This window comes from Pseudomonas taeanensis MS-3 (genome assembly GCF_000498575.2).
In the GTDB taxonomy this organism is placed as follows: domain Bacteria; phylum Pseudomonadota; class Gammaproteobacteria; order Pseudomonadales; family Pseudomonadaceae; genus Aquipseudomonas; species Aquipseudomonas taeanensis.
Genome location: NZ_AWSQ01000001.1, coordinates 1,439,709 through 1,463,912, shown reverse-complemented (window position 1 = coordinate 1,463,912; position 24,204 = coordinate 1,439,709). Strand labels below are relative to the sequence as shown.

The 24,204-nt window shown below is 63.6% G+C and carries 23 protein-coding genes and 1 pseudogene; 19 read left to right on the top strand and 5 right to left on the bottom strand.

Annotation, left to right across the window (positions count from 1 at the left end; all coding sequences use genetic code 11):
• Positions 1-23: 23 nt before the first annotated feature.
• The 7 genes from TMS3_RS06325 (at position 24) to TMS3_RS06295 (ending at position 6,359) form a co-directional block, all read left to right on the top strand.
• Positions 24-857 (top strand): alpha/beta fold hydrolase, encoded by an 834-nt coding sequence (locus tag TMS3_RS06325; protein WP_025164417.1) that lies wholly within the window; start codon positions 24-26, stop codon positions 855-857.
• Positions 854-2,335 carry an aldehyde dehydrogenase gene (locus TMS3_RS06320; protein ID WP_025164416.1) on the top strand — a complete coding sequence of 494 codons (1,482 nt, stop codon included), beginning with the start codon at positions 854-856 and terminating at the stop codon, positions 2,333-2,335. The genes TMS3_RS06325 and TMS3_RS06320 overlap by 4 nt, the downstream gene beginning before the upstream one ends.
• Positions 2,336-2,369: 34 nt before the next feature.
• A complete protein-coding gene (locus TMS3_RS06315) occupies positions 2,370-2,855 on the top strand; it encodes a flavin reductase family protein (RefSeq protein ID WP_025164415.1) in 486 nt (161 codons plus the stop codon).
• 224 nt (positions 2,856-3,079) lie between these two features.
• Positions 3,080-4,531 carry an NAD-dependent succinate-semialdehyde dehydrogenase gene (locus TMS3_RS06310; RefSeq protein ID WP_025164414.1) on the top strand — a complete coding sequence of 484 codons (1,452 nt, stop codon included), beginning with the start codon at positions 3,080-3,082 and terminating at the stop codon, positions 4,529-4,531.
• Between the two features lie 23 nt (positions 4,532-4,554).
• The gene (locus TMS3_RS06305; RefSeq protein ID WP_025164413.1) at positions 4,555-4,947 is read left to right on the top strand and encodes a carboxymuconolactone decarboxylase family protein; all 393 of its coding nucleotides are present in this window, start codon (positions 4,555-4,557) and stop codon (positions 4,945-4,947) included.
• A gap of 91 nt (positions 4,948-5,038) precedes the next feature.
• Entirely contained in the window at positions 5,039-5,791 is a 753-nt protein-coding gene (locus tag TMS3_RS06300; RefSeq protein WP_025164412.1) for a GntR family transcriptional regulator, read from the top strand.
• Between the two features lie 4 nt (positions 5,792-5,795).
• A complete protein-coding gene (locus tag TMS3_RS06295; protein WP_025164411.1) occupies positions 5,796-6,359 on the top strand; it encodes an NUDIX hydrolase in 564 nt (187 codons plus the stop codon).
• Between the two features lie 153 nt (positions 6,360-6,512).
• Here the strand turns inward: TMS3_RS06295 and TMS3_RS06290 are convergent, their stop codons facing one another.
• Positions 6,513-6,806: a DUF1330 domain-containing protein gene (locus TMS3_RS06290; protein ID WP_025164410.1), complete on the bottom strand. Its 294-nt coding sequence runs from the start codon at positions 6,804-6,806 to the stop codon at positions 6,513-6,515.
• Between the two features lie 94 nt (positions 6,807-6,900).
• Between TMS3_RS06290 and ribBA the strand changes: the two genes are divergently transcribed.
• The 5 genes from ribBA (at position 6,901) to TMS3_RS06265 (ending at position 12,310) form a co-directional block, all read left to right on the top strand.
• Positions 6,901-8,010 (top strand): bifunctional 3,4-dihydroxy-2-butanone-4-phosphate synthase/GTP cyclohydrolase II, encoded by a 1,110-nt coding sequence (gene ribBA, locus TMS3_RS06285; protein ID WP_025164409.1) that lies wholly within the window; start codon positions 6,901-6,903, stop codon positions 8,008-8,010.
• A gap of 373 nt (positions 8,011-8,383) precedes the next feature.
• Positions 8,384-9,409 carry an ABC transporter substrate-binding protein gene (locus TMS3_RS06280; RefSeq protein WP_025164408.1) on the top strand — a complete coding sequence of 342 codons (1,026 nt, stop codon included), beginning with the start codon at positions 8,384-8,386 and terminating at the stop codon, positions 9,407-9,409.
• Positions 9,410-9,473: 64 nt separating this feature from the next.
• Positions 9,474-10,325 (top strand): ABC transporter permease, encoded by an 852-nt coding sequence (locus TMS3_RS06275; protein WP_025164407.1) that lies wholly within the window; start codon positions 9,474-9,476, stop codon positions 10,323-10,325.
• A 6-nt stretch (positions 10,326-10,331) separates the two neighbouring features.
• Entirely contained in the window at positions 10,332-11,141 is an 810-nt protein-coding gene (locus TMS3_RS06270) for an ABC transporter permease (RefSeq protein WP_025164406.1), read from the top strand.
• Between the two features lie 17 nt (positions 11,142-11,158).
• Positions 11,159-12,310, top strand: coding sequence for an ABC transporter ATP-binding protein (locus TMS3_RS06265; RefSeq protein ID WP_025164405.1), 1,152 nt, complete (start codon positions 11,159-11,161; stop codon positions 12,308-12,310).
• Positions 12,311-12,567: 257 nt separating this feature from the next.
• Here TMS3_RS06265 and TMS3_RS06260 read toward each other — a convergent pair whose 3' ends face one another.
• Positions 12,568-13,011 (bottom strand): hypothetical protein, encoded by a 444-nt coding sequence (locus TMS3_RS06260; protein ID WP_025164404.1) that lies wholly within the window; start codon positions 13,009-13,011, stop codon positions 12,568-12,570.
• Between the two features lie 432 nt (positions 13,012-13,443).
• On the opposite strand from TMS3_RS06260, the gene TMS3_RS06255 reads away from it, so the two are divergent.
• Complete coding sequence (locus tag TMS3_RS06255; RefSeq protein WP_025164403.1) at positions 13,444-13,929, top strand: flavin reductase family protein; 486 nt, start codon at positions 13,444-13,446, stop codon at positions 13,927-13,929.
• A 265-nt stretch (positions 13,930-14,194) separates the two neighbouring features.
• Here the strand turns inward: TMS3_RS06255 and TMS3_RS25920 are convergent, their stop codons facing one another.
• Both TMS3_RS25920 and TMS3_RS25915 read right to left on the bottom strand, forming a co-directional pair.
• Positions 14,195-14,923, bottom strand: a complete 729-nt coding sequence (locus TMS3_RS25920; RefSeq protein WP_407691606.1) for a methyl-accepting chemotaxis protein — start codon at positions 14,921-14,923, stop codon at positions 14,195-14,197.
• Between the two features lie 126 nt (positions 14,924-15,049).
• Positions 15,050-16,141: pseudogene (locus TMS3_RS25915) on the bottom strand (HAMP domain-containing protein); the annotation flags it as partial.
• Between the two features lie 212 nt (positions 16,142-16,353).
• On the opposite strand from TMS3_RS25915, the gene TMS3_RS06245 reads away from it, so the two are divergent.
• The 5 genes from TMS3_RS06245 (at position 16,354) to TMS3_RS06230 (ending at position 21,147) form a co-directional block, all read left to right on the top strand.
• Positions 16,354-17,397 (top strand): LLM class flavin-dependent oxidoreductase, encoded by a 1,044-nt coding sequence (locus TMS3_RS06245; protein ID WP_025164401.1) that lies wholly within the window; start codon positions 16,354-16,356, stop codon positions 17,395-17,397.
• A 67-nt stretch (positions 17,398-17,464) separates the two neighbouring features.
• Entirely contained in the window at positions 17,465-17,620 is a 156-nt protein-coding gene (locus TMS3_RS25435; protein WP_200929600.1) for a hypothetical protein, read from the top strand.
• Between the two features lie 127 nt (positions 17,621-17,747).
• The gene (locus TMS3_RS06240) at positions 17,748-18,422 is read left to right on the top strand and encodes an isochorismatase family cysteine hydrolase (protein ID WP_025164400.1); all 675 of its coding nucleotides are present in this window, start codon (positions 17,748-17,750) and stop codon (positions 18,420-18,422) included.
• Between the two features lie 5 nt (positions 18,423-18,427).
• On the top strand, positions 18,428-19,792 hold the full coding sequence (locus TMS3_RS06235) for a purine-cytosine permease family protein (protein ID WP_025164399.1): 1,365 nt from the start codon (positions 18,428-18,430) through the stop codon (positions 19,790-19,792).
• Positions 19,793-20,130: 338 nt separating this feature from the next.
• The gene (locus tag TMS3_RS06230; protein ID WP_029866149.1) at positions 20,131-21,147 is read left to right on the top strand and encodes an ABC transporter substrate-binding protein; all 1,017 of its coding nucleotides are present in this window, start codon (positions 20,131-20,133) and stop codon (positions 21,145-21,147) included.
• Positions 21,148-21,236: 89 nt separating this feature from the next.
• On the opposite strand, the gene TMS3_RS06225 is transcribed toward TMS3_RS06230, so the two are convergent.
• Positions 21,237-22,514, bottom strand: coding sequence for an acetyl-CoA C-acetyltransferase (locus TMS3_RS06225; RefSeq protein ID WP_025164397.1), 1,278 nt, complete (start codon positions 22,512-22,514; stop codon positions 21,237-21,239).
• Between the two features lie 290 nt (positions 22,515-22,804).
• Between TMS3_RS06225 and TMS3_RS06220 the strand changes: the two genes are divergently transcribed.
• Positions 22,805-24,157: a 3-oxoacyl-ACP reductase gene (locus TMS3_RS06220; RefSeq protein ID WP_025164396.1), complete on the top strand. Its 1,353-nt coding sequence runs from the start codon at positions 22,805-22,807 to the stop codon at positions 24,155-24,157.
• Positions 24,158-24,204: the final 47 nt, after the last annotated feature.

Genomic DNA, 24,204 nt, shown 5'->3' with positions numbered 1-24,204 from the left:
CCCGGTCAGTGCAGGAGCAAGCCATGATGTTACTCACCGCTGAACGCACCCCCGCCGGCACCAGTTACCTGGCGACCGGCCAGGGCCAACCCGTGGTCCTGATCCATGGCGTCGGCCTGAATAAAGAGATGTGGGGCGGCCAGATCGTCGGTCTTGCTCCGCACTACCGGGTCATCGCCTACGACATGCTCGGTCACGGCGCCAGCCCGCGCCCGGCAACCGGCACCGACTTGCTCGGCTATGCCGAGCAGTTGCGTGAACTGCTCGAACACCTGCATCTGCCGCAGGCCACCATCATCGGCTTCTCGATGGGCGGCCTGATAGCGCGGGCCTTTGCCCTGCACTATCCGCAGCACACCCAGGGCCTGGTGGTGCTCAACAGCGTATTCAATCGCAGCCCGGAACAACGCGCCGCGGTGATCGAGCGGACTCGCCAGGTCGCCCAGTACGGACCCAACGCCAACGCCGAAGCGGCCTTGACGCGCTGGTTCAGCCACGAATACCAGGCCGCCAACCCAGCGCAGATCGCCGCGCTACGTCAGACCCTGGCCAGCAACGATCCCGAGGGCTACCTGACCACCTACGAACTGTTCGCCACCCAGGACATGTACCAGGTGGATCAGCTGGACAGCATCCGTGTGCCGACCCTGATCAGCACCGGCGAGCTGGACCCCGGCTCGACCCCGCAAATGGCCAAAGAGCTGGCCGAACTCATTCCCGGTGCGCAGGTTGCCGTGCTCGCCGAGCAGCGGCATATGATGCCGGTGGAGTCGCCGCGCCTGGTCAATCAGGTGCTGCTCGACTTCCTCAACCGCGCCCAGACCTCAGAGAACCCAGCAAAGGGGATCGTTGCATGACACTCACCCGCTTTCAGATGTGCATCGACGGCCAGTGGGTCGATGCCCTTTCCGGCAACACCTTCCACAGCCTCAACCCGGCACTCGCCGAGCCCTGGGCAGAGCTGCCCGATGCCGACGAAGCCGACGTCGAGCGCGCGGTTCAATCCGCGCAAAAAGCCTTTGAAAGCCCAGCCTGGCGCGGCCTCACTGCCACCGCCCGGGGCAAGCTGCTGCGCCGCCTGGGTGACCTGATCGCCGAGAACAAGGAACAGCTGGCCCAGCTGGAAAGCCGCGACAACGGCAAGCTGATCCGCGAAACCCGCGGCCAGGTCAGCTACCTGCCGGAGTTCTTTCACTACACCGCCGGCCTGGCCGACAAGCTCGAAGGCGGCACCCTGCCGCTGGATAAGACCGACATGTTCGGCTACACCGTGCTCGAACCGCTGGGCGTGGTGGCCGCGATCATTCCCTGGAACAGCCCGCTGTACCTGACCGCGATCAAACTGGCACCGGCCCTGGCCGCCGGTAACTGCATGGTCATCAAGCCGTCCGAGCACGCCTCGGCGACCATTCTCGAGCTGGCCCGCCTGGCCCTCGAAGCCGGCATTCCGCCGGGCGTGGTCAACGTCATCACCGGTTACGGCGCCAGCACCGGCGCCGCCCTGACTCGTCACCCACTGATACGCAAGATCGCCTTCACCGGCGGCGCCGCCACCGCCCGCCATGTGGTGCGCAGCAGCGCGGAGAACTTCGCCAAGCTGTCGCTGGAGCTGGGCGGCAAGTCGCCGAACATCATCTTCGCCGACGCCGACCTGGACAGTGCGGTCAACGGCGCGGTCGCCGGCATCTATGCCGCCTCCGGGCAGAGCTGCGTATCAGGCTCGCGCCTGCTGGTGCAGGACGAAATCTACGACGAATTCGTCGACCGCCTGGTCGCCCGCGCCCAACGCATCCGCATCGGCAACCCGCAGGACGACAGCAGCGAGATGGGCCCCATGGCCACCGCGCAGCAACTGGCCGTGGTCGAAGGCCTGGTCGCCGACGCCTTGGCCGAAGGCGCGAAGCTGCGCCTGGGCGGCAAACGCCCCGAGATCGACGGCAACGGCTGGTACTACGAGCCGACCCTGTTCGAGTGCGACAGCAACTCGATGAAGATCATGCAGGAAGAAGTCTTCGGCCCGGTCGCTTCGGTGATCCGCTTCAAGGACGAGGCCGAAGCTTTGGCCATCGCCAACGACTCGCAGTTCGGCCTGGCCGCCGGCATCTGGACCCGCGACCTCGGCCGCGCCCACCGTCTGGCCCGCGACGTACGTTCCGGCATCATCTGGGTCAACACCTACCGCGCGGTCTCGGCCATGGCGCCGATCGGCGGCTTCAAGAACAGCGGCTACGGTCGCGAGAGCGGCATCGACTCGGTACTGGCCTACACCGAACAGAAAACCGTGTGGATCAATCTCTCGCAAGAGCCGATGGCCGACCCCTTCGTCATGCGTTGAGCCGCCCACGGCGAGAATTTCAGAGGTAGCAAAGATGATCGAACCAGGCATTTACAAAGAGGTGATGGGCTCGTTTCCCTCGGGGGTCACGGTAATCACCTGCCTCGACGAAGCAGGCGGCATCGTCGGCATCACCGCCAGCGCCTTCAGTGCTCTGTCGATTGACCCGGCACTGGTGCTGTTCTGCCCCAACTACGCCTCGGACTCCTACCCGGTGCTCTGCGCCAGCAAGCAGTTCGCCATCCACCTGCTGTCCGCCGAGCAGACCGCCGAAGCCTATGCCTTCGCCGGCAAGGGCAAGGACAAGGCCAAGGGCATCGACTGGCACCTCAGCGAACGCGGCAACCCGCTGCTGAGCAAGGCCACCGCGATCATCGAATGCGAGTTGTGGCGCGAATACGACGGCGGCGATCACGCGATCATCGTCGGCGCGGTGAAGAACCTGATTCTTCCCGAGAGCGAAGTCACGCCCATGGTCTATCACCGCGGCAAGCTGGGCGCCCTGCCCGCTATCGCCTGAGCAAGCAGGCCGTTGAAAAGCGTAGGCGAGGCAGCCGAGGCTAGGCGAAAACAGGCGAAAAAGCGCAGTTTACGTGTTGTAAATGAGCATTTTGAGCCTGTTTTTAACGACGCATCGGCAACGCAGGTAGTTTTTCAACCGCCTGCGAGATCACCACACAGTCTTTTTCGGGGTCGCCTGCCACACATGCTGGTGGCGGCCCCTTTTTTATTTTCGGAGCCCACATGACCCCAGCAGCCGCACAACTGTTCCGCCAACAGGCCTTTATCGACGGCCAATGGTGTGACGCCCAGGACGCCAGCACCCAGGACATCTTCAACCCGGCCAACGGCGCAACAATCGGCCAAGTGCCGAACATGGGCACAGCGGAAACCCAGCGCGCCATAGCCGCCGCCACTGCCGCCTGGCCGGCCTGGCGCGCACGCACCGCCAAGGAGCGCAGCAACATTCTCAAGCGCTGGCATGCGCTGATGCTGGAAAACGCCGACGCCCTGGCCGAGATTCTCACCCTGGAGCAGGGCAAGCCGCTGGCCGAAGCCAAGGGCGAGATCCTCTACGCCGCCAGCTTTATCGAGTGGTTCGCCGAAGAAGCCAAGCGCATCTACGGCGACACCATCCCCAGCCACAAGGGCGACGCGCGTATCGTCGTGAGCAAGGAGCCAATCGGCGTAGTGGCCGCCATCACACCGTGGAACTTCCCCGCCGCGATGATCACCCGCAAGGCTGGTCCGGCCCTGGCCGCCGGTTGCCCGTGCATCGTCAAGCCGGCGCCGGAAACGCCGTTCTCCGCCCTGGCCATGGCCGCACTGGCGGAACAGGCCGGCATCCCGGCGGGCATTTTCAACGTGATCACCGGCGACGCGGTGGCCATCGGCGGCGAGCTGACCGCCAGCGCCGACGTGCGCAAGCTGTCCTTCACCGGCTCGACCGCCATCGGCAAACTGCTAATGGCCCAGTGCGCCGCGACCCTGAAGAAAGTCTCCCTGGAACTCGGCGGTAACGCGCCGTTCATCGTCTTCGACGACGCCGACCTCGAGCGCGCGGTCGAGGGCGCACTGATCGCCAAGTTCCGCAATGCCGGGCAGACCTGCGTCTGCGTCAATCGCTTCCTGGTGCAGGACGGCATCTATGACGCCTTCGTCAGCCGTCTCGCCGAGCGCGTGGCCGAGTTCACGGTGGGCGATGGCTTCGCCGCCGGCGTGACCCAGGGCCCGCTGATCAACGAGCGCGCCGTGGCCAAAGTCGAAGACCATGTGCAGGACGCCCTGGGTAAAGGCGCGCGCCTGCTGTGTGGCGGCGAACGCCATGCCCTGGGTAACGGCTTCTTCCAGCCGACGGTACTCGCCGACGTCTCCCTGGAGATGAAGGTCGCCCGCGAGGAAACCTTCGGCCCACTGGCCGCGGTGTTCCGCTTCGGCAGCGAAGCCGAGGCCGTGCAACTGGCCAACGACACCGAATACGGCCTGGCCGCCTACTGCTACACCCGCGACCTGGGCCGCGCCTGGCGCATGAGCGAGGCGCTGGAATATGGCATGGTCGGCATCAACGAAGGGCTGATCTCTACCGAGGTCGCGCCCTTCGGCGGGATCAAGTCCTCCGGCCTCGGCCGCGAAGGCTCCAAGTACGGCATCGAGGACTACCTCGAGATCAAATACACCCTGATGGGCGGGCTATAAAGCCTGCACCCAAGGAGAAGACCATGAGCAACGACAAGTACGAAAAAGGCCTGGCGATCCGCACCCAGGTGCTGGGCGAGGCCTACGTCAACAAGTCGATCGAGAATGCCGACGACTTCAACCGCCCGCTGCAGGAGCTGGTCACCGAGTACTGCTGGGGCCATGTCTGGGGCCGGGAGGGTTTGTCGCTGGCGGAACGCAGCATGATAAACTTGGCGATGATTTCGGCACTTAACCGGCCGCATGAACTGAAGCTGCATATTCGTGGAGCCTTGCGCAACGGCCTCAGCCGTGAGCAGATACGCGAGATCCTGCTTCAGGTCGGTATTTACTGTGGCGTGCCTGCGGCCGTGGACAGTTTTCGCATCGCCCGCGAAGCCTTCGCGGAAGCCGATGCCGAAGGCCAACCTCAATAGCGGGCGGCGCAAAGTGAGCGAAGCACCCTTGGTCCGTTGATCGGGGTGCTTTTTTGCTTTTTCTTCGGACAGCCCAACCAGAGCGGACCCCATGAAACGCTTGCCTCTCGACGACAGCTTCAAGGTCAATCGCAACCCCATTACCCTGCGCGAAATCGTGCTGGATAAACTGCGCAGCGCCATCATGAACTTCCAGCTGCTGCCCGGCGATCGCCTGGTGGAGCGCGACCTCTGTGATCGTCTCGGCGTCAGCCGCACCTCGGTACGCGAGGCCCTGCGCCACCTGGAGTCTGAAGGGCTGGTCGAGTTCGCCGATGCCAGAGGCCCGCGAGTGGCCATCATCACCCTGGCAGACGCCTGCGATATCTACGAGCTGCGCTGCGTGCTCGAAGGCCTGATCGTGCAACTGTTCACCCTCAACGCCAAGGCAAAGGACATCCGCGCCCTGGAGCGCGCCCTCGAGGAAAACCGCAAGGTCCTCGAAGAAGGCGAGCTGCAACAGGTACTCGACTCGGTGCAGGGTTTCTACAATGTGCTGCTGGAAGGCTCCGGCAACCACATCGCCGCGACCCAGCTGCGCCAGTTGCAGGCGCGCATCAGCTACCTGCGCGCCACCTCGGTGTCGCAGGCCAATCGCCGTGGCAACAGCAATCAGGAAATGGAACGCATCGTCGAGGCGATCAAGAGCGGCGACCCGCTCGCCGCGCACCAGGCCTCGGTCGACCATGTGCGCGCCGCCGCCAAGGTGGCCCTGGACTACCTCAAGTCCAAGCAGGACGAGACCGGCACGGTGCGCGAGATCGCCACACCGATTGCCCTCAAAGAGCCCCGCATAGGACGCTGACGCCATGCCCAGCCCGCGCTTCTGCCCCAACTGCGGCGCCGACCGCCTGAGCCGTCAGGTGCCGGCCGGCGACACCCACCAGCGCCTGGTTTGCGCGGGCTGCGACTACATTCACTACGAAAACCCGAAGATCATCGCCGGCTGCATCATCGAGCAGGACGGCAAGTACCTGCTGTGCCAGCGCGCCATCGAGCCGCGCCCCGGCACCTGGACCCTGCCGGCCGGCTTCATGGAGAGCGGCGAAACCACCGAGCAGGCGGCCTTGCGCGAGGTGTGGGAGGAAACCGGGGTACGCGCCGATATCGTCTCGCCCTACTCGATCTTCAGCGTGCCGAAGATCAGCGAGGTGTACATCATCTTCCGCGCGGTGGCGATCGAAGTGACCGGCAGTTTCGGCCCGGAGACCCTCGACTACCGTTTCTTCGCGCCCGAGGAGATTCCCTGGGAGAGCATGTATTACCCGGCTATCCGGCAGATTCTCGAACGCTATATCGAAGAGCGCCAGGCCGGGGTCTACGGCATTTATATCGGCAATGACGACACCGGCAAGGTGCATTTCATCCGCTAAGCCTGCACCGCGCCGACGCCTTCGTAGGAGCCAGCTTGCTGGCGATCAAGCGCGGCACCAGCATCGTCGGTGTGCCGAACCATAGCAGGCTGGCTCCTACAGACACGGTGCAGCGACCAACACATGACTGGGGCATAGCCCAACCGACTCCGCTCAGGGCGCGCAACCTTCGACTATGATCACTTCGGCAATAGCCGCGCCCTGCCGGTGGCCGCAGGCGTCCTGGTACTCCGCCGAGTTGTAACAGGCCAGCGCCTGCTCGTAGGAGTCGAACTCGATCACCACGTTGCGCGGCGGCGTAGCCCGACCTTCCATGGCCTGCGCGCGACCGCCACGGGCGAGGAAGGTGCCGCCATACTTGGCGAACGCCGCTGGCGCCCGCCGGGTGTATTCGCCGTACTGCTCGGGATCAGTGACCTCGACATGGGCAATCCAATAGGCTTTCATCGCTCGCTCCGTTACTCGTCAGTTATTCGTATTATGGTATACCATAAAAGTTTCCAAGCAACCGCTACCCATCGCTAACAGTGAGAGCACTGGCATGCCATTCAACAGCATCGAAGAAATCATCGAAGACTTCCGCCAGGGCAAGATGGTCCTGCTGGTCGACGACGAAGACCGCGAGAACGAGGGCGACCTGCTGCTGGCCGCGGAAGCCTGCACACCGGCCGCGATCAACTTCATGGCCCGCGAAGCACGCGGCCTGATCTGCCTGACCCTGACCGACGAGCACTGCCAGCGCCTCGGCCTGGAGCAGATGGTGCCGAGCAACGGCAGCGCCTTCTCCACCGCCTTCACCATCTCCATCGAGGCCGCCACTGGCGTGACCACCGGCATCTCCGCCGCCGACCGCGCGCGCACCGTGCTGGCCGCCGTGGCGGCAGACGCCAAGGCCGAAGACCTGGTGCAGCCGGGACATATCTTCCCCCTGCGCGCCCGCGACGGCGGCGTGCTCAACCGCGCCGGGCACACCGAAGCCGGTTGCGACCTGGCGCGCCTGGCCGGCTACAGCCCGGCGGCGGTGATAGTCGAGGTGATGAACGAGGACGGCAGCATGGCCCGCCGCCCCGACCTGGAAAGCTTCGCGGCCCAGCACGGGATCAAGATCGGCACCATCGCCGACCTGATCCACTATCGCCTGAGCACCGAACACACGGTGACCCGCATCGGCGAGCGCGAGCTGCCCACCGTGCACGGCGACTTCCGCCTGATCACCTACGAGGACCGCATCGAAGGCGGCGTGCACATGGCCATGGTGATGGGCGAGATCAAGCGCGACGAGCCGACCCTGGTCCGCGTCCACGTGATCGACCCGCTGCGCGACCTGGTCGGCGCCGAGTACACCGGCCCGCAGAACTGGACACTGTGGGCGGCGCTGCAGAAGGTCGCCGAAGAAGGCCGCGGCGTGGTCGTGGTGCTGGCCAACAACGAGTCGTCCCAGGCCCTGCTCGAACGCGTGCCGCAACTGACCCAGCCGCGCCAGCAGTTCAACCGTTCGCAGTCGCGCATCTACTCCGAGGTCGGCACCGGCGCGCAGATCCTCAAGGATCTAGGCGTCGGCAAGCTGCGCCACCTCGGCGCCCCGCTGAAATACGCCGGCCTCACCGGCTATGACCTGGAAGTCGTGGAAACCCTCAGCTTCGGCGAGTAATCCCACCAGCAGGGGGGACCACGTCCCTCCGGCATCCCCGCATCCTCGCGTTACCCGCAACACCCTCCCCGCACGCCCCGCTCCGCTATCTCAGCCGCAACCCCAACCGCAGTCAGGGCCCCACGCTCAAGCCAGTGCATGCACCACTCGCGTGGCGAACCGCCCACGACCATCAGTCGATTCAATCCGCGCGTCACGACCCAGCAGTCACGCAAGACTTGCAGATATCTTGGAATACCATAATATGATATTCCATAGGCCGACCATTCCAGTGGACGATCTAGGCACGTTGGCAGACCCCGAGCCACAGCAACCCCAGCTTTACGTTCATGCATAGCGGCTCGAAAAAAACTACAAAATCGAGGATTACAGCATGTTGCAGAGAAACCCCGTCACCGCCACTCTCGCCGCCCTGGCCCTGGTGGCCAGCGCCAGCACCGCTGTCGCCGCCGACAGCCTGAACTTCGTCAGCTGGGGTGGCAGTACCCAGGATGCGCAGAAGCAGGCCTGGGCCGAACCCTTCACCGAGGCCAGCGGCATCCGCGTGGTGCAGGACGGTCCGACCGACTACGGCAAGCTCAAGGCCATGGTCGAAAGCGGCAACGTGCAGTGGGATGTGGTCGACGTTGAAGCCGACTTCGCCCTGCGCGCCGCCAGCGAAGGCCTGCTCGAACCACTGGACTTCGGCGTGATCCAGCGGGACAGCATCGATCCGCGCTTCGTTTCCGACCACGGCGTCGGCTCCTTCTACTTCTCCTTCGTGCTCGGCTACAACCAGGGCAAGGTCGGTGGCAATGCGCCGCAGGACTGGACCTCGCTGTTCGACACCGCCACCTACCCCGGCAAGCGCGCGCTGTACAAGTGGGCCAGTCCGGGCGTGCTGGAACTGGCGCTGCTCGCCGACGGCGTAGCGGCCGACAAGCTCTATCCGCTGGATCTCGAACGCGCCTTCAAGAAGCTCGACACCATCAAACAGGACATCGTCTGGTGGGGCGGCGGCGCGCAGTCGCAGCAGCTGCTGGCCTCCGGCGAAGTCAGCCTCGGCCAGTTCTGGAACGGCCGCGTCTATGCCCTGCAACAGGATGGCGCGCCGGTTGGCGTGAGCTGGAAGCAGAACCTGGTCATGGCCGACTTTCTGGTCATCCCCAAGGGCGCGAAGAACAAGGACGCCGCCATGAAGTTCCTGGCCAACGCCAGCAGTGCCAAGGGCCAGGCCGACTTCGCCAACCTCACCGCCTATGCACCGGTCAACGTCGGCAGTGTCGAGCAACTGAATAGCGATCTGGCGCCAAGCCTGCCGACCGCCCACGTCAAGGATCAGGTCAACCTCGACTACGCCTACTGGGCCAAGAATGGCGAAGCCATCTCCGCCCAGTGGAACGAGTGGCTGGTCAAATAACATGACTACCGCCCAGTCCAGTCAATCGACCCACGTTGCCGGCGCCGCCCCGCGCGCCGCCGGCATGGCGAGCAGCTCGACTGCACAGCGCTGGCGGGGGTTTTCCAACCTGCTGCCGGCGCTGCTGTTCCTCGGTCTGTTCTTCCTCGCGCCGTTGATCGGTTTGCTCATGCGCGGTGTACTGGAACCCAGCCTGGGACTGGGCAACTACGAACAACTGTTCGCCAACTCGGCCTACACCCGCGTGCTGCTCAACACCTTCTCGGTGGCCGGTCTGGTCACGGTGATCAGCCTGCTGCTGGGCTTTCCCCTGGCCTGGGCGATCACCCTGGTGCCGCGCGGCTGGGGCCGTTGGCTGCTGAACATCGTGCTGCTGTCGATGTGGACCAGCCTGCTGGCGCGCACCTACTCCTGGCTGGTGCTGCTGCAGGCCTCCGGGGTGATCAACAAGACCCTGATGGCGATGGGCATCATCGATCAGCCGCTGGAGATGGTGCACAACCTCACCGGCGTGGTGATCGGCATGAGCTACATCATGATCCCGTTCATCGTCCTGCCGCTGCAGGCGACCATGCAGGCCATCGACCCGATGGTGTTGCAGGCCGGCGCCATCTGCGGTGCCAGCCCGTGGCGCAATTTCTTCCGGGTGTTCCTGCCGCTGTGCCGCCCCGGCCTGTTCTCCGGCGGACTGATGGTCTTCGTCATGTCGCTCGGTTACTACGTGACCCCGGCGCTGCTCGGCGGCGCGCAGAACATGATGCTGCCCGAATTCATCATTCAGCAGGTGCAGTCCTTCCTCAACTGGGGCATCGCCAGCGCCGCCGCCGCGCTGCTGATCGGCATCACCCTGGTGCTGCTCTACTTCTACCTGAAGCTCCAGCCGGAATCCCCGGTCGGCGCCAGCAATGCGAGGTAACCGAGCATGTTGCTGACACCCAATGCCATGGGGCCGCGCCTGCGCATCGGTCTCTACCTGACCACCGGCTTGATCGCCCTGTTCCTGCTGCTGCCGATTGTGTTCATCGTGCTGCTGTCATTCGGCTCCTCCCAGTGGCTGGTGTTCCCGCCGCCGGGCTGGACCCTGAAATGGTACGAGCAGTTCTTCGCCAACCCGGAGTGGATGGCCTCGGTACTGACCAGCCTCAAGGTCGCCGTGCTGACCACCCTGTGCGCCGTGGCCCTCGGCCTACCGACCGCCTTCGCTCTGGTGCGCGGGCGCTTTCCGGGGCGCGAGCTGCTTTACGCCCTGTTCACCCTGCCGATGATCGTGCCCCTGGTGATCATCGCGGTGGCGGTCTATGCGCTGTTTCTCAAGCTGGGCTACACCGGCACGCTGTTCTCCTTCGTGGTCAGCCACGTGATAGTCGCGCTGCCGTTCACCATCATCTCGATCATCAACTCGCTGAAGCTGTTCGATCAGTCGATCGAGGATGCCGCGGTGATCTGCGGGGCCTCGCGCATGCAGGCGGTGTACAAGGTGACCTTTCCGGCGATCCGCCCGGGCATGGTGGCCGGCGCCCTGTTCGCCTTCCTGGTGTCGTGGGACGAGGTGGTACTCAGCGTGATGATGGCCAGCCCGACCCTGCAGACCCTGCCGGTGAAAATGTGGACCACCCTACGCCAGGACCTGACCCCGGTGATCGCCGTCGCCTCGACGCTGCTGATCGGTCTGTCCGTCCTAATAATGGTGATCGCCGCCGCCCTGCGCCGGCGCAATGAAGTCAGCGCCTGAGCGCCGAGGAGAACGACATGAGTGCCGTGATCAAAGAGTCCGCCCAAGCCGATCAACCCCTGGTCAGCCTGCGCAACCTGAACAAGTACTACGGCGACTTCGCCGCCGTCGATAACATCTCGCTGGACATCAAGGAGGGCGAATTCCTCACCTTCCTCGGCTCCAGCGGCTCCGGCAAGAGCACCACCCTGTCGATGCTCGCCGGCTTCGAAACACCCACTTCCGGGGAAATCCAGGTCGAGGGCAAGTCGCTGATCAAGGTGCCGCCACACAAGCGCGACATCGGCATGGTGTTTCAGCGCTACTCGCTGTTCCCGCACCTCTCGGTGCGCGACAACATCGCCTTCCCCCTGACCCTGCGCAAGCTGCAAACCGCCGAACGCGAGCGCCAGGTCGACGCCATGCTCAAGCTGGTGCAACTGGATGACTTCGCCCATCGCCGCCCCGCCCAGCTCTCCGGCGGCCAGCAGCAGCGCGTGGCGATTGCCCGCGCGCTGGTCTACGAGCCACGCATCCTGCTGATGGACGAACCGCTCGGCGCTCTGGACAAGAAGCTGCGTGAAGAACTGCAGGACGAACTGCGCCACCTGCACCGGCGCCTCGGCATCACCATCGTCTACGTGACCCACGACCAGGAAGAAGCCATGCGCCTGTCCCAGCGCATCGCCATCTTCAGTCACGGCAAGATCGTCGGCCTGGGCAGCGGTTACGACCTCTACCAGAACCCGCCGAACGCCTTCGTCGCCGCCTTCCTCGGCAACTCCAACTTCCTCAGGGTCAAGGCCCAGGGCGATGCCGCCGCACAGTTCGAGAGCCAGTCCCTGGCCATGCGCCCGACCGCCGGCCTGCAGGCCGCGCAAGACCTGCTGCTAATGGTGCGCCCGGAAAAAGCCCAGGCCCTGACCAGCCAACAGGCGATGCAGGAGCCCCTGGCGGCCGGCTGGAACGAGATCGGCGCCACTGTGAACGAGGTGGTATTCCTCGGCGAAAGCCTGACCTACAACGTGGTCACCGCCGGCGGCACGTCGCTGACGGTCAAGGCCCTGTCCGGCAACCTGCTGCCGCTGCAAGCCGGCGCCGAGGTGCGCGTACGCTGGGCTGCCGCCGACGCCTGTGTGTACAGCGAATGGAGCGAAAGCGACCTGAGCAAGACCGCCGGCGCGCACTAAGCCCCGACGCAATACAAACAAAACCCCTTGCTCTTCCGTGCGAAGACAAGGGGTTTTGTTTGTATTGGACTGGTTAACCGCTGAGCCGAACCGCCTTCGCTGGGTTAGCCGCGCAGCGGCGTAACCCAGCATCAGGCTGCGACGGACACGGCCGGCAACAGTGTCGTGCAGAAGCTGAGCATTCATCAGAATTGATGGGTTACGCCTACGGCTAACCCACCCTACGGGCTGCGTGCCAATTTCACGATCGCCGTGATTTACTGATTCGCGGCAAGCAACTCTTTCGCTTTTGGCAGCCGCTCAGCTATTGCCTTGTAGCGAGGCCCTTTTCGGACGTCGGCGTGCCCGTCGTGACCCCACATACGATAGAACTCTTTCACGGCCTGAATGTACCGCTCACAGTACTCAACTTCCTGACGGAAGTTCTTCTGCTTTCTTGAGAGAATGGCAACACGCTCAAAATAGAATGGCACTGCAACAGTACCCGCCGCCGCCATAGTCTTAAGCTCTGCGTCACAGCAGCGCTTCATGTACTCAACGTCATCCTTGTGAGTTTCAGCGTGCTCCCAAGTTTGCTTCCCATCAACCAGGTTAGCGCCGTTGGTAACCTCGGCGATCAACTCTCCACTAGTTTTGGTTTCGCCATTCTCTTTCCTGAACGAAGGGCTTGCCTTCTTAAACAGGCGATCAAAAAGACTCATTCAGATACCCCGCGTTAAATCGCGATGAATATTTCTATGCTGCATAACTATAAATAGACACCAATTGGTGCCTGATAACGCTTTTGCGGGTGCGCTGGATAACATTCCTTGTCCTATCGCCTCTCCCTCTCTAGACCGGGCGCTTCGCCAGCAAAATTTCGAGACTAGGGCATTCACGCCTGCCAAGTCCATCTACACGGGCACCGCACCGTAACCGCTGGCCGCTACTCGGCAGCAGCCCGCCAGCCCACTCAGCCAAGTCCCCTGATCCTGCTACGCCTGTCGGCAACCATTCGCCCCACTGAAAAACCACTTGCATAGCCAATATTACGGTATACCATCAGACACAACCTCGCCGTCATCCCCGTCGGCCGGTCTTCTTTCGTTCCACAGTGCTGCCGGGTGCAGCCACGCTCTGCTGAGGTGTTCCTGATGATCGATGCAAATGCCTATAAACAAGTCATGGGCTCTTTCCCCTCTGGCGTGACCGTGATCACCACCCTGGACGATAACGGTGACATCGTCGGCATGACTGCCAGCGCGTTCAGCTCGCTGTCGATGGACCCGCCTCTGGTGCTGTTCTGCCCCAACTACAGCTCGGACTCCTACCCGGCGCTGATCAAGAGCAAGAAGTTCGCTATTCATTTGTTGTCTGCCGAGCAGCAGAGCGAGGCCTATGCCTTCGCCCGCAAGGGCAGCGACAAGGCGCAGGGTATCGAGTGGAGCCTCAGCGAGCTGGGCAACCCGGTGCTGCGCAACGCCACGGCGATCATCGAGTGTGAGCTGTGGCGTGAATATGAAGGCGGCGACCACGCCATCCTGGTCGGCGCGGTGAAGAACCTGATCGTGCCGGAGCAGGACGTGATGCCGATGATCTATTGCCGCGGCAAGATGGGCGCCCTGCAAGCCTTCGCTTAACGACCGCAGCACTCGCCAGCAGTTTTACGCGGCTGCTGGCGTTGCAATCCCTCGTAATTACTCGTAATACCAGCGCTCTCCCTCTCGCCTATCTGAATGCCTTGATCTGTTTCGCCGCGCTCCAGTTGCCGGCGGCGCGCGCCTGACTGTGGCCGTTAGCACACGAGTTACACCCACCTTAAGCGGCGTTACGCCTGTTTAAAGTCTGCTGTGCTCGCGACGCCCTGCGCCTCGGCGCATTGGCCGGGGCGCAGGCGGCTTTCGATCAGGTCTTGAAGCGCTGGACCAGGCTGTTCAGCTCATCGGATAGGCCGGTTAGTTTCTGCGCGTCATCGCTGGTGGAGCTGGCCAGTTTGGCCACCAGTTGCGCATCGCCGTGAATCTGGCTGATGTGCCGGTTGATGTCCTCGGCGACCTGATGCTGTTCTTCGGCGGCGGTGGCGATCTGGGTGTTCATGTCGCGAATCACATCCACCGACTCGCGGATCAACTCGAAGCTGGCACTTGCCGCATTGATCGAACTGACGGTCTGCTGCGACACGTCCAGGCTGCCGTGCATCTGCTTGCCCATCTGCTGGGTACGCTGGGCCAGCTTGCCGAGCAGGCCATCGATCTCGCCGGTGGTGTCGGCGGTGCGCTTGGCCAGGGCGCGCACCTCATCGGCGACCACGGCGAAGCCTCGACCCTGCTCGCCGGCCCGCGCCGCCTCGATGGCGGCGTTGAGCGCCAGCAGGTTGGTCTGCTCGGCAATCGAGCGGATGGTGCCGAGAATCGACTGAATCTCGCTGCTGTCCTGCTCCAGCTGCTGCATGGCGTTGGCCGAGTGCTCGATCTCATGGCTGAGCTGGTTGACGCTGGTGACCGCCGCATCGATCTGCCGCTGGCCGTCATGCGCCTGGCGCTGGCCGCTATCGGCGGACTCGGCGGCCTGGCTGCAGGAGCGCGCCACCTCATTGGAGGTCATGACCATTTCATGGAAGGCGGTGGAGACCATGTCCACCGCTTCACGCTGGCGCCCGGCGGCCTCGGCCATTTCCTGGGCGACCGCGCTGGAGCTGCCAGAGGCTCGGTGGATCTGCACCGCTGCCTGGCCGATACGTTGGATCAGCTCGCGGATGGCACCGAGGAACTGATTGAACCAACCGGCCAGTTGCGCGGTTTCGTCGCTGCCGCGCACCGCCAGGCTGCTGGTCAGGTCACCCTCGCCCTGGGCGATGTTCTCCAGACCGCCGGCCACCGCACGGATCGGCCGGACGATCAGCCCGGCGAACCAGGCACCGACGCAGGCGAACAGCAGCGCCAGCAGCAGTGCGATGACGGCGATCACCCAGGTCAGGCGGGTCGCGGCACTCATCACCTCACTCTCGCGAATCAGGCCGACGAAACGCCAGCCCAACTGCTCGGAAGGCCAGATGTTGGCCATATAGCGCTCGCCGTTCAGCTCGATCTCCACCAGGCCTTTGTCGGCACTGCCGAGCTGCGCATAAGCAGTGCCCAGCTCAGCCAATTTCTTGAAGTTGTGCGCGGGATCGCTCGGGTCCACCAGCACCGTGCCGTTGTGTTCCATCAGCATCAGGTAGCCGCTGTCACCCAGCTTGATCTGCTTGACGATGTCGGTGAGCTGCTTCAGCGACACGTCGATATTCACCACCCCGCCGAGGCTGCCCAAGCGATTGGCGAAGCTGCGCACTGTGCTGACCAGCACCACGTCGTCATCTGCCCAGTAATAGGCCTCGGTACGCTGGGTCTTGCCCGGCTGGGCCATGGCGCGCTGATACCAGGGGCGACTGCGCGGGTCGTAGCTGTTCAGCTTGGGATCGCCCGGCCAGAACACATAACCACCCTCAAGGGTGCCCAGCGACAGGTAGGCATAGGCCGGGTGGCTGGAGGCCAGGCCGGCGAACAGGTCGAACACTTGCTGGTCCTGCTCGCCCATCGGCGTGCCGGCGGCGTCCGCCGCGACATAGCTTTTCAGATCGCCGTCGATGGCCTGCAACTGCGGGTGGCCGGCGAGGAACTCGACGTTCTGGCTGATGCCCTGGAAGAACAGCTGCATGGCATTGTCGACCTGGCGGATTTCCCGGCCACTGCTGTCGAGGAAGTCCGTGCGCGCCTCGCTGCGCAAATTGAGGATGATCAGCACGGCGACCAGAACGACTGGTACGCAGGCGATTACCGCGAATGCCAGGGTGAGTTTTTGCTTGATGTTCATCCTCTATCCTTATTGTGAGGGCTGTCCGACGGGCAGAAATATTTTGCAGATATTCCGTATTATGGTATACCAATAATACGCGATGTGCGGAGCCTTATCATTGGTTGCTCTGGCGTCACCGCCGATTCACATCGATACAGCGCACAGCGCTCTTTACCCACGTGGCCAGCCCAGCGCTGAGGCCGAATACACCCAGGTTCGAGGTAAGCGTCATGAAATTTTCTTTATTCGTGCACATGGAGCGCTACGACCAGCAGATCAGCCATCGTCAACTGTTCGAGAACCTCACCGAGTTGACCCTGATGGCCGAGGCCGGTGGCTTCAGCACCGTATGGATCGGCGAACACCACGCGATGGAATACACCATCTCGCCGAGCCCCATGCCGCTGCTGTCGTACCTGGCCGGCAAGACCACGACCATCCGCCTCGGCGCCGGCACCATCATCGCGCCGTTCTGGCACCCCATCCGGGTGGCCGGCGAATGCGCCCTGCTCGATGTGATCAGCAACGGGCGCATGGAAGTGGGCCTGGCCCGCGGCGCCTACCAGTACGAATTCGACCGCATGGCGGGCGGCATGCCGGCCTCCTCCGGTGGCCAGCACCTGCGTGAGATGGTCCCGGTGGTACAGGCTCTATGGAAGGGCGACTACGCCCATGATGGCGAGATCTGGAAGTTCCCCACCGCCACCTCCTCGCCCAAGCCGATCCAGCAGCCCGGCCCGCCCGTGTGGATCGCCGCGCGTGACCCCGACTCGCACAACTTCGCGGTGAAAAACGGCTGCAACGTGATGGTCACCCCGCTGATGAAGGGCGACGAAGAAGTGGTCGACCTGATGAACAAGTTCGAAACCGCCCTGGCCAACAACCCCGAGGTGCCGCGCCCGCAACTGATGGTGCTGCGCCATACCCACGTCCACAGCAACGACGATCCCGAGGGCTGGAAGGTTGGCGCCAAGGCGATCTCGCGCTTCTACCGCACCTTCGACGCCTGGTTCGGCAACAAGCAGACCCCGGTCAACGGCCTGCTGGCACCAAGCCCGGAAGAGAAGTTCAAGGAGCGCCCGGAGTTCGAACTGGAGAACATCCACAAGAACACCATGATCGGCACCCCCGAAGAAATCATCGCGCGGATCAAGCATTACCAGGAACTGGGCGTCGACGAATTCAGCTTCTGGGCCGACAACGGCCTGTCTCACGCCGAGAAGAAGAAGTCCCTGGAGCTGTTCATCAAGCACGTGGTGCCGGCTTTCCGCTGAGTCATCGCGTTACGCGGCCGGATCGGGCGATTCGGCCGCGCATTCCATAAATTTGGTTGACAGCCCCATGAACAAAGGCCTGATCACCTGCAACGCCCAACCACTGCCCGGAGCCGCCATGGCTTACCTGCGCGGCAAATGGACCCCTGGGCATGTTCATCTCAAGCGCCTGCGCGCCTCTGTCTCGGCCAAGCAAAATGGCTTCTGGCAATTAGCCAACTGAGCAACTCCCCCCGCTGAACTCACCTGGTAGCCGACTCGATCACTCGAGCTCCCGGCCATGGCGTCCGTGCCTCTACGACGTCCTGCCGCACGCCACCAGCTTTTCTGCACAACAACAAGAGTTGCTCATGCGAACTAATATCGCTTACCTGATCATCGACATGCAGCAGGAGGATGGCTTTCCCCTGCACAACGTCGAGACCGTGATCGACAACAGCGCCGCGCTGATCGCTGCTGCGCGCGCCGCCGGCATTCCGCTGATCTACACACGGCACGTCAACAACGCCGACGCCTCCAACTTACCGCCCGGCGAGCCGCTGAACAGCAGCGGACGCCCGGCCAGCTATTGCGCCGGCACCCGTCAGGTTGAAATCCTCCCGCGCCTGGCGCCTCAAGCTGGCGACCGCCTGATCGACAAACCCCGCTACAGCGCCTTTCACGCCACCGAACTAGATGCACAGCTAAAGCAGCTCGGGGTTGACCGACTAATGGTCTCCGGTGTGCTCACCGACGTCTGCGTACTTTCCACGGTGCTCGATGCCTTTGCCCTCGGTTATCGGGTCGACCTGATCGTCGATGCCTGCACCTCCACCACGAGTGCGGCGCACTACTCCTCACTGCTGATCATGGCCAACTGGGTCTACGCCATCGAACTGTTCAGTTGCCAGCAATACCTGCGCGCCTTGCGTGGGGAAGCGTTCTGCTCCTGCAAGCCAACCGTTCCAGACCTCTTCGCCCATCAAACCGACATGCTTGCGCAGGCCATCGCCCGCCTCGAAGCCAGCCTTGAGCCACAGGAGTGACCATCATGAATGTCGAAAAACGCAGCATCGATTTCATTCCCGAAAACGAGCGCTATGGCAAGCCCGGCTCGTTGTTCTACATCTGGTTCGGCGCCAACATGAATATCACCACCATAGCCTCCGGCGTGTTGCCCGTGGCCATCGGTCTGAACCTGTTTTGGAGCGCCGTAGCGATCATCCTCGGCTCCCTGATCGGCGCCATCTTCATGGCCTCCCACTCTGCACAAGGGCCCAAGCTGGGAATTCCGCAGATGATCCAGAGCCGTGCCCAGTTCGGCGTGATCGGCGCAGTGCTGCCATTGCTGTTCGTGATGCTCATCTACCTGGGCTTCTTCGTCAGTAATACCTTGCTGGCCGCCCAGGCCATCGAATCGGTCAGCCCGCTGGACGGTAATGGCAACATCTACCTGATCGGTGCGTTGTGCTTCGTCGTTGCGCTCTACGGCTACCGGCTGATTCACCGCCTGCAAAAGGTGCTGTCGTTCCTTTCCATCCTGGTATTTCTGATCGCCTCGGCGCTCGCCCTCGGCCTGCCGATCCCCGCCGAGCAATGGTCACCGGCCGGTTTCTCGCTAGCGAAATTCCTCGTGGCAGTGAGCATCGCCGTCACCTGGCAGCTCTCCTATGCACCTTATGTAGCGGACTACTCGCGCTACCTGCCGACTTCGACGCCAACGTCTCAGGTGTTCTGGTACAGCTACGCCGGTACCGTGGCAGGTGGGGCCTGGATGATGATCCTCGGCGCAGTCCTCAGCGTGGCCATCGGCGGTTTCTCCGACAATGTCGGTAGCCATCTGGCGCAGCTATTCGGGCCTGCTGCGGTGCTGTTGTTCATCTTCATCGTCTACGGCCAGGTGGCGATCAATGTGTTCAATCTCTACGGCGCCTTCATGTCGACTGTCACGGTGATCGAACCCTTCTCGCGCTTGCGCGTGACGCCCACCGTGCGGGGCGTGTTCATGTTCCTCATCAGCGTCATCGCCACAGCTCTGTGCACCATCAGCCAAGATAACTTCATCGACTACTTCCTCAACTTCATCTTCTTCATGAGCTACTTCCTCATTCCCTGGACTGCCATCAACCTGGTGGACTACTACCTGGTGAGGAAAGGCAACTACTGCGTGCCAGACATTTTCGACCTGAACGGTCGCTATGGACGGGTAAACCTGGTCGCCTGCGGCAGCTTTATATTGGCCATCCTGCTGGAAGTGCCGTTTATGAATACGACCCTCTATGTCGGCCCCATCGCCAATGCCCTGGATGGCATCGACCTGGCTTGGATCATCGGCCTGCTGGTTCCTGGCCTGACCTATTACTTCGCGATGAAGCGCAGCTCAGTGGTGAAACTCGAACAGGAGTTGTCCTCCTAAGCAGGGTCAGGGACTCCACCCTCACCATTCGCCCAGCCCTTCTTTTGCAAGAAGAGGGGCTGGGCCGGGTCTGCGTAAATCACACCGTTCAATGTCCAGCTACGCATGCATTAAGAGACGCCAGCTCAGTGATGATCTGGCTTTTTGCGTTCAGCCCCTACGCCAGCTACGGCACCCGCGAAATACTTATAACTCGACAGCAAAAATGAACGGTGAGCCTATGCACGAGCACAGACATCTTGGTATACCGGCGCACGACTAATCAGGTATACCGAATACCGATAACGAGTCGCGCTGAACCACTGGACGCTCATACAAGAACAAGCAAGGGGTTGGTTATGTTTTTCGCACGGTCGGTTGTCGCCCTGCTGGGCTGTTTGTGCCTGGGCACGCACGCTGCAAATGCCCAAGAAAGCCTGACGTTCGTCAGCTGGGGCGGCTCCACCCAGGCGGCCCAGCAGCGGGCCTGGACGGACCCGTTCAGCCAAGCCACTGGGATCACCGTCAAACAGGCCGGTCCAACCGACTATGCCGCCTTCAAGGCCATGGTCGAGAGCGGCAACGTCACCTGGGATGTGGTCGACGTCGAACCGGACTTCGCCTTGCGCGCCGGGCGTGAAGGCCTGCTCGAACCGATGGACTTCAAGCAGATCGCCCAGCGCAGCATCGACCCGCGCTTCGTCACCCTTTACGCCGTCGGCTCCTTCTACTTCTCCTTCGTGCTGGGTTACAACAGCGACAGTGTGCAGCAGCCCACGGCCGGCTGGAGCGCCTTGTTCGACACCCAGAACTACCCCGGCAAGCGCTCACTCTACAAGTGGCCAAGCCCCGGGGTGCTGGAGATGGCGTTGCTCGCCGACGGGGTTGCTCCAGAGCAGTTGTACCCGCTGGACCTCGACCGCGCCTTCGGCAAACTCGACAGCATCAAAGCCGATATCGTCTGGTGGGACAGCGGTGACGAGTCCCAGCGCCTGCTGAGCTCAGGCGAAATCAGCCTGGGGATGTTCTGGAACGGCCGGGTCAACGCCCTGCAGCAGAGTGGCGCGCCGGTGGGCATCAGTTGGCGGCAGAATCTGGTGACCGGTGATTTTCTGGTGATCCCGCGCGGGGCCAAGAACGCCGATGCGGCCAAGCGGTTCCTCGGCTTTGCCAGCAGCCCCAAGGCCCAGGCCGACCTGGCCATCCTCACCGGCTACGCGCCGGTCAATCTCGAGAGCGCGGCGTTGGTGCCCGCGGTCCTGGCAGACAACCTGCCCAGCGCTCACACCGACGGCCAGGTGACCCTGGACTTCAAATACTGGGGCAAGCACGGCGAGGCCATCGCCAAGCGCTGGTACGCCTGGCAGCAGCAGTAGACCCGCGACGAATCCTGCGGCTCGCGGCCAAACGGGCCAGCAGGCGCGACTGCACGGGGTGTCGCCCCGCCTGTAAGCCAAGCAAGGCGTTATTTTTCCAGAATGGCGGTCACCCCCTGACCGCCAGCCGCGCAGATCGAGATCAGCCCGCGCCCCTCTCCCGCCACCGCAAGCAGCTTGGCCAGGTTGGCGACGATGCGCCCACCGGTGGCGGCGAAAGGGTGACCGGCGGCCAGCGAGCTGCCCTTGACGTTCATCTTGCTCCGATCGATGGCGCCCAGCGGTTGGCTCAGGCCCAGACGGGTCTTGCAGTACTCGGCATCCTCCCAGGCCTTGAGGGTGCAGAGCACCTGCGCGGCAAAGGCTTCGTGGATCTCGTAGTAGTCGAAGTCCTGCAGGCTCAGGTTGTTGCGCGCCAGCAGGCGCGGCATGGCATAGACCGGCGCCATCAGCAGGCCCTCGGCGCCGTCGACGAAATCCACCGCCGCCGCTTCGCCATCCCTGAGGTAAGCGAGAATCGGCAGGCCACGGGCCTTGGCCCAGTCTTCGCTGGCCAGCAGCACCAGCGAGGCGCCATCGGTCAGCGGGGTGGAGTTGGCCGCGGTCAGGGTGCCGCGCGGACCACGCTCGAACACCGGCTTGAGGCTGGCCAGTTTGTCGAGATCGATGTCCGGGCGCAGGTTCTGGTCGCGGGTCAGGCCGTTGAAGGGGGAGATCAGGTCGCTGTGCCAGCCTTCGGCATAGGCCGCAGCCAGCTTCTGGTGGCTGGCGACGGCCAGCAGGTCCTGCTCGTCACGCGGGATGGCCCAGGTTTGCGCCATCAGCTCGCAGTGCTCGCCCATCGACAACCCGGTGCGCGGTTCGCTGTTGCGCGGCAGCGACGGTACCAGGTGGCGCGGGCGCAACTTGAGCAGGGTCTTCAGCTTGTCGCCGGTGGTCTTGCCGCGATTGGCCTCCAGGAGAACCTGCCGCAACCCTTCGCTGACCCCGATCGGCGCGTCGGAGGTGGTGTCCACCCCGCCGGCGATGCCGCACTCGATCTGCCCGAGGGCGATCTTGTTGGCCACCAGCAAGGCCGCTTCCAGGCCGGTACCGCACGCCTGCTGCAGGTCATAGGCCGGGGTTTGCGCCGCCAGACGCGAACCGAGCACGCATTCGCGGGTCAGGTTGAAGTCCCGCGAGTGCTTGATGACCGCACCGGCGACCACCTCGCCCATGCGTTCGCCATGCAGGTTGAAGCGTTCGATCAGGCCTTCCAGGGCACTGGTCAACATCTCCTGATTGCTGGCCGTGGCATAGGCCGCATTAGAGCGGGCGAAGGGAATACGGTTGCCGCCGACGATGGCGACCCGACGCAGCTGGGTCATGCTGGACTCCTTGCGAAATGAATGGGCTAGCCCCAAGGCTAGCTCAATGAACAATGGCGACGCCCTGGCTCGGAACCTGGATCATCGAAACTCAATTCTTCGGACCTTAGGCCGCCCGAACTTGGCCACCCGAACTTGAGCGACGCCACTGGCCGTAGCGGCCACTAGCGCCTATAACCCACAGGGCCGGCTCGCCAGCCAGCCGAGCCTGCAACCTGCAACCTGCAACCTGCAACCTGCAGGCGAGTCTTGTGGTCCACTCTTGGAGTCAGCAACCTGGAGCCCGTTCCATGTCCGATCGTTATCTCGCCTTCGCCAACTCCTCGGCCGGCCAGCGCCTGGTCAAAACCCTCGGTCTGCCCGCGCCCCTGCCCCTGGAGCGCTGGCGCGGTGGGCGCACGCGACCGGTCGACGGCGCCCTGCTGCTCGGTGGCGAGGGCGCTTTGGGCCAGGCCGTAGTACCCTTCGCCCATAAACTCACCGATGCGCTGTACGCCGCCCACGAAGGCCAGCACGCGCTGCCGCGCTGGACCGCCGAGCACGGGCCCAAGCTAAAGGCGTTGGTGTTCGATGCCAGCGGCCTGACTCGTTTCGAGCAACTGATCGAGCTGCGTGACTTCTTCCAGCCGACCTTCAAGGGCCTGGCCAATTGCCCGCGCGTAGTACTGCTGGGACGCGCCCCGGAGTCGTTGAAAGACCCGATAGCGGCCAGCGTGCAGCGCTCGCTGGAAGGCTTCAGCCGCTCGCTGGGCAAGGAGATCCGCCGCGGCGGCGTCCAGCTGATCTATGTCGGCAAGGGCGCCGAGGATCAACTGGAAGGTGCACTGCGTTTCTTCCTCTCGCCCAAGAGTGCCTACGTGTCCGGCCAGGTCGTACGCCTCGAGCGCTGCGGCGAACAGGTCACGGACTGGACCCGCCCACTGGCCGGCAAGAAGGCCCTGGTCACCGGCGCCTCGCGCGGCATCGGCGCGGCGATTGCCGAGACCCTGGCACGCGACGGCGCCGAGGTCGTGCTGCTGGACGTGCCGGCGGTCAAGGATGCCCTCGATGCGCTGTCCGCACGCCTGGGTGGGCGCAGCGTGGCGCTGGACATCTGCGCCGAGGATGCGCCCGCACAACTGGTCGCGGCCTTGGCCGATGGCGTGGACATCGTCGTGCATAACGCCGGCATCACCCGCGACAAGACCCTGGCGAAGATGAGCGAGGGCTTCTGGAACTCGGTGATCGACGTCAACCTCAAGGCCCCGCAACTGCTGACTCAGGCGCTGCTGGATGCCGGCACCCTGCAGGACAACGGCCGCGTGGTGTTGATCGCCTCGATCAGCGGCATCGCCGGCAACCTCGGCCAGAGCAATTACGCCACCAGCAAGGCCGGGGTGATCGGCCTGGCTCAGGCCTTGGCACCGGCACTGGGCAAGCGCGGCATCAGCATCAACGCGGTGGCGCCCGGCTTCATCGAAACCCAGATGACCGCCGCCATCCCCTTCACCCTGCGCGAGGCCGGCAGGCGGATGAATTCCATGGGCCAGGGCGGCCTGCCCCAGGACGTCGCCGAAGCCGTGGCCTGGTTCGCCCAACCCGGCTCCGGGGCGCTGAGCGGACAAGTGCTGCGAGTCTGCGGACAAAGCCTGCTGGGGGCCTGATGCGTCCCTCATCCGCCCCAGCCGCTCACCCACCCGGCTTGTTCACG

Coding starts and splice junctions, on each gene's coding strand:
- TMS3_RS06325 (WP_025164417.1), top strand. CDS start 24: ATGATGTTACTCACCGCTGAACGCACCCCCGCCGGCACCAGTTACCTG.
- TMS3_RS06320 (WP_025164416.1), top strand. CDS start 854: ATGACACTCACCCGCTTTCAGATGTGCATCGACGGCCAGTGGGTCGAT.
- TMS3_RS06315 (WP_025164415.1), top strand. CDS start 2,370: ATGATCGAACCAGGCATTTACAAAGAGGTGATGGGCTCGTTTCCCTCG.
- TMS3_RS06310 (WP_025164414.1), top strand. CDS start 3,080: ATGACCCCAGCAGCCGCACAACTGTTCCGCCAACAGGCCTTTATCGAC.
- TMS3_RS06305 (WP_025164413.1), top strand. CDS start 4,555: ATGAGCAACGACAAGTACGAAAAAGGCCTGGCGATCCGCACCCAGGTG.
- TMS3_RS06300 (WP_025164412.1), top strand. CDS start 5,039: ATGAAACGCTTGCCTCTCGACGACAGCTTCAAGGTCAATCGCAACCCC.
- TMS3_RS06295 (WP_025164411.1), top strand. CDS start 5,796: ATGCCCAGCCCGCGCTTCTGCCCCAACTGCGGCGCCGACCGCCTGAGC.
- TMS3_RS06290 (WP_025164410.1), bottom strand. CDS start 6,806: ATGAAAGCCTATTGGATTGCCCATGTCGAGGTCACTGATCCCGAGCAG.
- ribBA (WP_025164409.1), top strand. CDS start 6,901: ATGCCATTCAACAGCATCGAAGAAATCATCGAAGACTTCCGCCAGGGC.
- TMS3_RS06280 (WP_025164408.1), top strand. CDS start 8,384: ATGTTGCAGAGAAACCCCGTCACCGCCACTCTCGCCGCCCTGGCCCTG.
- TMS3_RS06275 (WP_025164407.1), top strand. CDS start 9,474: ATGGCGAGCAGCTCGACTGCACAGCGCTGGCGGGGGTTTTCCAACCTG.
- TMS3_RS06270 (WP_025164406.1), top strand. CDS start 10,332: ATGTTGCTGACACCCAATGCCATGGGGCCGCGCCTGCGCATCGGTCTC.
- TMS3_RS06265 (WP_025164405.1), top strand. CDS start 11,159: ATGAGTGCCGTGATCAAAGAGTCCGCCCAAGCCGATCAACCCCTGGTC.
- TMS3_RS06260 (WP_025164404.1), bottom strand. CDS start 13,011: ATGAGTCTTTTTGATCGCCTGTTTAAGAAGGCAAGCCCTTCGTTCAGG.
- TMS3_RS06255 (WP_025164403.1), top strand. CDS start 13,444: ATGATCGATGCAAATGCCTATAAACAAGTCATGGGCTCTTTCCCCTCT.
- TMS3_RS25920 (WP_407691606.1), bottom strand. CDS start 14,923: ATGGTCTCCACCGCCTTCCATGAAATGGTCATGACCTCCAATGAGGTG.
- TMS3_RS06245 (WP_025164401.1), top strand. CDS start 16,354: ATGAAATTTTCTTTATTCGTGCACATGGAGCGCTACGACCAGCAGATC.
- TMS3_RS25435 (WP_200929600.1), top strand. CDS start 17,465: ATGAACAAAGGCCTGATCACCTGCAACGCCCAACCACTGCCCGGAGCC.
- TMS3_RS06240 (WP_025164400.1), top strand. CDS start 17,748: ATGCGAACTAATATCGCTTACCTGATCATCGACATGCAGCAGGAGGAT.
- TMS3_RS06235 (WP_025164399.1), top strand. CDS start 18,428: ATGAATGTCGAAAAACGCAGCATCGATTTCATTCCCGAAAACGAGCGC.
- TMS3_RS06230 (WP_029866149.1), top strand. CDS start 20,131: ATGTTTTTCGCACGGTCGGTTGTCGCCCTGCTGGGCTGTTTGTGCCTG.
- TMS3_RS06225 (WP_025164397.1), bottom strand. CDS start 22,514: ATGACCCAGCTGCGTCGGGTCGCCATCGTCGGCGGCAACCGTATTCCC.
- TMS3_RS06220 (WP_025164396.1), top strand. CDS start 22,805: ATGTCCGATCGTTATCTCGCCTTCGCCAACTCCTCGGCCGGCCAGCGC.